The sequence below is a fragment of the Streptomyces sp. NPDC058534 genome, from assembly GCF_042717365.1.
Taxonomy (GTDB): Bacteria; Actinomycetota; Actinomycetes; order Streptomycetales; family Streptomycetaceae; genus Streptomyces.
In genome coordinates this window covers 99,156-106,298 of record NZ_JBHXNW010000024.1, presented here as the reverse complement: position 1 = coordinate 106,298, position 7,143 = coordinate 99,156, and the positions used below count along the sequence as shown (strand labels likewise).

At 69.4% G+C, this 7,143-nt stretch carries 8 protein-coding genes; 4 read left to right on the top strand and 4 right to left on the bottom strand.

Translation table 11 applies throughout. From position 1 onward, the window contains the following. Window positions 1–141: 141 nt before the first annotated feature. From ACFWR9_RS17465 to ACFWR9_RS17450, 4 genes are all read right to left on the bottom strand, one after another. Complete coding sequence (locus tag ACFWR9_RS17465) at window positions 142–1,842, bottom strand: methylmalonyl-CoA mutase (protein WP_383842429.1); 1,701 nt, start codon at window positions 1,840–1,842, stop codon at window positions 142–144. Between the two features lie 84 nt (window positions 1,843–1,926). Beyond that, window positions 1,927–2,265 (bottom strand): DUF3817 domain-containing protein, encoded by a 339-nt coding sequence (locus ACFWR9_RS17460; RefSeq protein ID WP_163015798.1) that lies wholly within the window; start codon window positions 2,263–2,265, stop codon window positions 1,927–1,929. A gap of 131 nt (window positions 2,266–2,396) precedes the next feature. Next, the gene (locus ACFWR9_RS17455) at window positions 2,397–2,870 is read right to left on the bottom strand and encodes a hypothetical protein (protein ID WP_383842426.1); all 474 of its coding nucleotides are present in this window, start codon (window positions 2,868–2,870) and stop codon (window positions 2,397–2,399) included. 10 nt (window positions 2,871–2,880) lie between these two features. Continuing rightward, entirely contained in the window at window positions 2,881–4,188 is a 1,308-nt protein-coding gene (locus tag ACFWR9_RS17450) for a helix-turn-helix domain-containing protein (protein WP_383842422.1), read from the bottom strand. Window positions 4,189–4,360: 172 nt separating this feature from the next. Between ACFWR9_RS17450 and ACFWR9_RS17445 the strand changes: the two genes are divergently transcribed. From ACFWR9_RS17445 to ACFWR9_RS17430, 4 genes are all read left to right on the top strand, one after another. Next, window positions 4,361–4,828: an ATP-binding protein gene (locus ACFWR9_RS17445; RefSeq protein WP_383842419.1), complete on the top strand. Its 468-nt coding sequence runs from the start codon at window positions 4,361–4,363 to the stop codon at window positions 4,826–4,828. 213 nt (window positions 4,829–5,041) lie between these two features. Next, complete coding sequence (locus ACFWR9_RS17440) at window positions 5,042–6,067, top strand: radical SAM protein (RefSeq protein WP_383842416.1); 1,026 nt, start codon at window positions 5,042–5,044, stop codon at window positions 6,065–6,067. After that, window positions 6,064–6,705: a dTMP kinase gene (locus tag ACFWR9_RS17435; protein WP_383842412.1), complete on the top strand. Its 642-nt coding sequence runs from the start codon at window positions 6,064–6,066 to the stop codon at window positions 6,703–6,705. The genes ACFWR9_RS17440 and ACFWR9_RS17435 overlap by 4 nt, the downstream gene beginning before the upstream one ends. After that, entirely contained in the window at window positions 6,702–7,136 is a 435-nt protein-coding gene (locus ACFWR9_RS17430; RefSeq protein WP_383842409.1) for an NUDIX hydrolase, read from the top strand. The genes ACFWR9_RS17435 and ACFWR9_RS17430 overlap by 4 nt, the downstream gene beginning before the upstream one ends. Window positions 7,137–7,143: the final 7 nt, after the last annotated feature.

The window sequence follows — 7,143 nt, the reverse complement described above, 5'->3', positions numbered from 1 at the left end:
GCGCCCCCCCCCCGACACCCGCGCCCCGCCCGCCCCCCCCCCCCCGCCCGCCGGGGGGGGGGGGGGGCGGGGCGGGGGGGGGGGGCGGGGGCGCCCCCCCCCCCCCCCCCCCCCCAAGACGCCCGCACCGGCACCGTGCGCCTAGAACCCCGCCGGTTCCGTGTACACCCCCCACTCATCCCGCAGCACGCCACAGATCTCCCCCAGCGTCGCCTCCGCCCGCACCGCGTCCAACATCGGCCCGATCATGTTGGCCCCGGACCGCGCCGCGCCCAGCATGGCGTCAAGGGCACTCCGCACAGCCGCGTCGTCCCGAGCCGCCTTACGCTCACCGAGCACCCGCACCTGCTCCCGCTCCACCTCGTGGCTGACCCGCAGAATCTCCAGGTCACCCGTGACAGACCCGGTGTGCACGTTGACGCCGACGACCTTCTTGTCGTCCTTCTCCAGAGACTGCTGGTAACGGAACGCGGACTCCGCGATCTCGCCGGTGAACCACCCGTCCTCGATGCCCCGCAGGATGCCGGAGGTGATCGGCCCGATCGGGTGCTGCCCGTCCGGGTGGGCCCTCAGCCCCCGCTCCTTGATCTGCTCGAAGATCTTCTCGGCGTCGGCCTCGATCCGGTCCGTCAGCTGCTCGATGAACCAGGAACCGCCCAGCGGATCGGCGACGTTGGCGACCCCGGTCTCCTCCATCAGCACCTGCTGGGTGCGCAGCGCGATCTCCGCGGCCTGCTCACTGGGCAGCGCGAGGGTCTCGTCGAGCGCGTTGGTGTGCAGGGAGTTGGTGCCGCCGAGCACCGCCGCCAGCGCCTCCACGGCCGTACGCACCACGTTGTTGTACGGCTGCTGGGCGGTCAGCGAGACACCGGCGGTCTGCGTGTGGAAGCGCAGCCACTGCGCCTTGTCGGTCTTCGCGCCGTACACGTCCCGCATCCAGCGGGCCCAGATGCGCCGGGCCGCGCGGAACTTCGCGATCTCCTCGAAGAAGTCGAGGTGCGCGTCGAAGAAGAAGGAGAGGCCGGGGGCGAAGACGTCGACGTCCAGTCCGCGCGACAGCCCCAGCTCCACGTACCCGAACCCGTCCGCCAGGGTGTACGCCAGCTCCTGCGCGGCCGTCGCCCCGGCCTCGCGGATGTGGTATCCGGAGACGGAGAGCGGCTTGTAGGCGGGGATGCCGGCCGCGCAGTGCTCCATCAGGTCGCCGATGAGGCGCAGGTGCGGCTCGGGCTGGAAGAGCCACTCCTTCTGGGCGATGTACTCCTTGAAGATGTCGGTCTGGAGCGTGCCGTTGAGGACGGACGCGTCCACGCCCTGCCGTTCGGCGGCGACCAGGTACATGCAGAACGCGGGCACGGCGGGCCCGCTGATCGTCATGGAGGTCGTCACGTCGCCGAGCGGGATGTCCTTGAACAGCACCTCCATGTCGGCGGCCGAGTCGATGGCCACCCCGCAGTGCCCCACCTCGCCCAACGAGCGCGGGTCGTCGGAGTCGCGGCCCATCAGCGTCGGCATGTCGAAGGCGACGGAGAGCCCGCCTCCGCCGTTGCGGAGGATCATCTTGTAGCGCTCGTTGGTCTGCTCGGCGTTGCCGAACCCGGCGAACTGCCGGATGGTCCACGTACGCCCTCGGTAGCCGGTCGCGTACAGGCCGCGGGTGAAGGGATACTCCCCCGGCCAGCCGATCCGCTCGAACCCCTCGTACTCGTCCCCGGGCCGGGGCCCGTACACGGGCTCCACCGGGTCGCCGGAGAGCGTGGTGAAGTCCGCGTCGCGCTTGCGCGCCGCGTCGTACCGGGCCTGCCAGCGAAGGCGGCCTTCCTCTATGGCGTGAGCGTCCATACCCCCAATTTACTAGGACGTCCAAGTAAATGTCGATGGGGTACCGCCGCACGGGTGTCCGCACGGCGGTGGGACCGGGTGGGATCAGGCCTTGGCGGCCACCGGTTCGGCCCCGGCGACCTTCGCGTCCAGTTCCCGGCTGATCCGTCGCTCCACGAAGAAGGCGGCCGTCGGAACGGTCCCGGCGAGCAGCACCCAGAGCTGCTTCTTCACCGGCCACTTCGCCTTGGACCCCAGGTCGAAGGCGAAGATGAGATAGACGACGTACAGCCAGCCGTGGGCGATGCTGACGACCTGGGTGAAGTCTGCGGCGCCGTCCATCTTCAGGGCGTACTTGGCGATCATGCCAAGGCACAGCGCGATCAACAGCACACCGGTGACGTACGCCATGACCCGGTAGCGGGTCAGCACGCTCTTTTTCATGGCTACGAGCGTAACCGTCCGTTCCGGAAGATCTTGCCCGGGGTCACTCGCGCCTCGAAGCTGCTTTCGAGGCCGTCGGCGGCCTGACGGCTTGCCCCTTGGGAAGGGCGGCCATCGAATGGCGGTGATGATCAGCGGGTGGCGCCCTCCGGCCACAGGACCCGCACCGGGGTGCCGCTGCGCCCCGCGTACGAGACCACGTCCGCGGTACCGCCGAAGCCCCGGGCGGGCTTGCCGTCCCACACCGCGAGGAGAGTGTCGGACAGGCCTACGAGGACCTCCGAGCCCGCCATGTGCGCCTCGGACGTCGGCTCCTCCATGCCGGTCTCGTGGACGTCGGATGCCTGCCCCAGCAGGGCGTCATAGGTGGCGTGGTGCCCCTCCGGGAGAGCGTCTCGGTACCCGGCCGCCGGAATGACCACCTCTAGGCGGCCACCATGCCTCACCACGGCTTCGGCGAACCAGGCGTCGGGGCCGTCCGCGATGCACGAGACGCCGACCAGATCAGCGGTGTCGTAGGCGCTCACCGCCTCGTCGAGTATTTCCCGCACGCGCCGCTCCACATCCGCGTCGAGTCCGCGATGACCAGTGATTCCCACCCGCATGCCTGTCCTCCTAGAGATAGACGCCGTGCAGGCGCTCGTCGAAGTCGCGCACCACCTTGGGCGGCGCGCTGGTCGTGAGAGTGCGGCGCACTACTCGGGCCCGTTCCACGATGCGTCCGGACTTGTACGTCAGCCCGGTGTCGAGTGCCCGCCGGGCGAGGGCGAACGCCGACTCGACACGTCCGCCGGCCAGGTGTCCGGCGGCGATGTCAAGCACCAGGAGGGCGCGCTGCTTCGCGTGGCCGGTGGCCAGGGCTTCCACATCGTCCGACAGCACCCAGTCGGCCAGACCGAGCTGCGCCCCGCAGGTCACACGGCATGCGGTCACCTTCTCAGGGCCGAACGCAAACACCCAGGGCCAGGGCGGCGGGTCCTCGGGCAGCGCCTCGGCTGCCGCGCGGCTCGCGGTAAGCGCCCCGTCGGCTGAGCGGTGGTCGCCGTCGGCGGCATGCGCGAGGGCTTCCACGGCCAGTAGCCACGCCTCCGCGACCTGCGGACGACGGTCACCGAGCACTCGCCGGGCTCGCCTGGCCAGGTTCAGGGCCTCGGGGCCGTTCCCCGCGTGCGCCTCGAACTGGGCCAGGCTGCCTGTCTGGTAGGCCGCCAGGAGCGGGTCCCCGGACGATCGAGCCGCTTTGACCGCCGAGCCGTACCAGGCGCGCGCGGACCCATGGTCGCCCATGTCCCATGCCAGCCACCCGGCGAGGCTCGCGGCCTCGCTGCCGACCGCCGCGAGCCGGTTCCGGTCCCCGTCACCCATCGCTGTGCCGGTGATGCTCTGGATCAGCCGCATGTGTGACTTCACGGCCTCGGAGAGATCGCGGGACGGTGTGGAGCCGTCGAGCCTCCGGTACGCCGATGTCGACAGCCGCAGCGCGGCGGCCTGGCCGCTCCCCGGACCGGCCTTGGCGGGCGATGCAGCCAGTGCCGGCGTCGCCGCTGTCGCCGCGACGCCGCCGAGGAATTGTCGTCGGTCCACGTCATCATCACCGTTCACGTGCCCCTGTGGGCGGCTGCCCGCGAGCCCCACCAACGCCGGTGGAATGCCCAGGTGTGCGGACGCCGCTGCCAGGACGTCCGTGCTGTATGTACGCGCGCCGCGCTTCTCCAGCCGGGAGACGGCCGACTGTGAAAGACCGATCGCCCCGCCCAGTTGTGCTTGGGTCATGCGCCGGTCCTGCCGGACGAGCTCAATGACCTTGCCGTAGTCCCCGCTCCGGGACGCCTCCCGGACCGCTGTCGCCTGCCACTTCACGGCACACCCCCACGTTACGAGTCCCCACGGCACCGTGCGCCTGCCCGTACCCGCGCAGCTCATATCTGCATGCGGGTGCCGCATCCGTGATGGTCCCACAGCACTGAGTAATCGTTGACTGGCATCAGGACAGCAACGAGCCCCGCACCACGGGCCGTTCTGGACTCGGCGAACGCCCCTTGCCCTCCGAGGGACGGCCGACACGTCCCCCAGCCGCCCGAGCGTTAGGCCCGCGATGACCAGGATGACGGCAAGACGATCAGTACCCGCCATCCCCCAACTGCACGCCCACGGAACCGGTTATCCGGGCTATGACGTGTGCCTTGTCCGCCTGCCCCAAAGCGCGGCCCTGGCACGCCTTGCAGCGCGGACCACGATGAAGTGTTGGGGGCTGTCCGAAGACCTGACGGCGGACGCCGAGCTGATCGCTTGCGAACTGTTCACCAACGCCATCCGGCATTCGGGACGCCGCAACATGCAGGAACCCGGTCACTGCCGTCTGACGCTGGAGCGCCCGGCCTCGGACGCGGTCCGGATCGAGGTCTCCGACAGTTCCACGACCCGTCCGGCGAAGCGCGAGCCGGGCGAGGACGAAACCGGTGGCCGCGGCCTGGTCCTTGTGGCGGCCCTCGCCGCTGACTGGGGCGTGACCCGCCGCCAGGGCGGCAAGACCGTCTGGGCCCTGCTGAGCGCCCAACCGTGAGCGGGGGAGCCCACACGCGCCCGGAGTCACCGAGTCGTCCCGGCCCGACCGTCGGCATCCTGGCCCTCTGGTCGTGACCAGCGGACGAATCACCTGACAGGGCACCTTCTGCCGCACCCTCCGGTGACCCAGGCGGGGCGGACGTCATACCCCGTCCCTCCCGTCGGGCAGGACGGCACGGCATCACTCGACACGACCATCGGAGGACAACACATGACCATCCCGATCCTGTCGCCTTCGTCTCCGCCCACCACCGACTGGACGGCGCTGCAAAACTTCGCCGCCCTGCGCGGGCAGTTCCGGGTCTCCCTGACCCCGCTGTGCAACGAGGCATGCTGGTTCTGCCACAACGAAGGAGACGTACCGCCGCACACCCGGCTGCACCGCGAGGACCGCCCGCGCCCCGGAGAGCTGACGGCCGCCGACTACCTCAGGGTGCTCCGTGACGTGAGCGTCGCCGGACTGAAGCGCGTGTACTTCACCGGTGGTGAACCCCTCCTCTCCCCGCTGGCCAGGCCGGTCCTCACGGAACTTCCCGACCCGGGCGCCGACGGTTCCTACACGCTGATCACGAACGGCAGTCTCGTCCGCCGCCATGCGGAGTGGCTGTCGGCCACCCGTCTGGACAAGGTAAAGGTCTCCCTGCACTACTTTTCGGACGACAGTCTGTACGAGATCGCCGGCGTGCGGTTCGGCATCAACCAGATCCTCGACGGCATCGACGCGGCCCGGGACCTGTTCCAGCGCGTAGAGCTGAACACGCTGCTCCAGCGCGAGAACGCCCACGAGATCCTGCCCATCCTCGACTACGCCCTGGAACGACGGCTACCGGTGCAGTTCATCGAGCTGGTGGACACCGACTTCAACGAGGCCCACCGTGACTCCGCCGTCACCGCTGACGGACTCATCCAACACCTCCGCACCCTCACCACGGACGAGAGCACCGAGGTCGCGGGGGTCGGCCAGGGCCGCCGCATCTTCCGTGTCGACGGCGTAGAGATCGACATCATCCAACGGAATCTGGGGCGCCACCACGTCGGGCAGTGCGGTACCTGCCCCCTCAAGCCGCGATGCGTCGAGGGATTCTGGTCCCTGCGCATGGACCACGCCGGCGGAGTGCAACCGTGTCTGCTGCGCGATGACCTGCGCCTGGACCTCCGGCTCCTCCTCGCCCAAAAGGTCAACACCGCTTCGGCGATCGCCCGCCACCTGTCCGCTTTCACCGAGGGCACCTTGTGAGCCCCCTGTACGGCGCCTACACGCCCGGCGCCCCCGCCCGTGGGAACGGCCCGTTCATCGTCCTGGAAGGGGTATCCGGCATCGGGAAATCCACCCTGGCCCGCCTTCTCGCGGAGCGCCTGAACGCCGGAGCCCTGCACACCGTGCCCGACTTCTACATGCCGTGGGCACCGGTCATGAACGCGAACACGCGCGCCCTGCCACAGTTCGCGTTCTATCTGTCCGGCGTCCTCCACGCCTCCGATATCGTCCGGAGCCACCTGGCACGCGGGGCCGTCGTCTCCGACCGCTATGTGTCGTCGGTGCTCGCCTACCACTCCGCCGTCCACGAACTCGACATGGCGCAGGTCGCGGAACTCCTCGCCCCGTTCCGCACCTACCTCCTCGCTCCCGACCGCACGTTCTATCTGCGGTGCTCAAACCGAACGCTCCGCACCCGAATGGCCCACAAGAGGGACTACAACCGGGACGACCACGACATGATCACGGTCCCCGGACGTCTGGAACGTCTTCGCTCGAACTTCGGCAAAGCAGCGGCAGACGACCCCTCAGCCGTCATCATCGACACGGACGACCGGACCCCCGGCGAACTCGCCGACACCATCATCGACCACCTGACGACAGAACTGAGCGAATGACCAACACCCCGGACCTACAGGACGCGTCCGTCATCGTGGCCCTCGACGAGGACGGACGCGTCGCCGTCCTCAGTTCCCGCGATGCCCGGCACGGAGAAATGTTCCTCCCAGGAGGGAGACGGGACCCTGATGAGCAACCCGAGCAATGTGCCCGCCGCGAGCTTCGGGAAGAAGCGGGTGTCGCCGCCGCGAAGTGGCGTCACCTCGGCACCTATGCCATCACCCTCGGAAGCGACGCCCGGATCTCCCTTTACCTGGCCGAGGAACTCGCCCTCGGCCCTCAGGAACTCAATGACACCGAGGAGGATTTCAAGCTCACCTGGTGGCCCCTTGAGGACGCCGTCACCGCAGCCACCGAAGGCCGCTTCCTCCTGCCCGCCGGTCCCCTCGCGCTCCTGCTCGTCGACCGGTTGGCCAAGGACAGGGGTTAATCCGCCT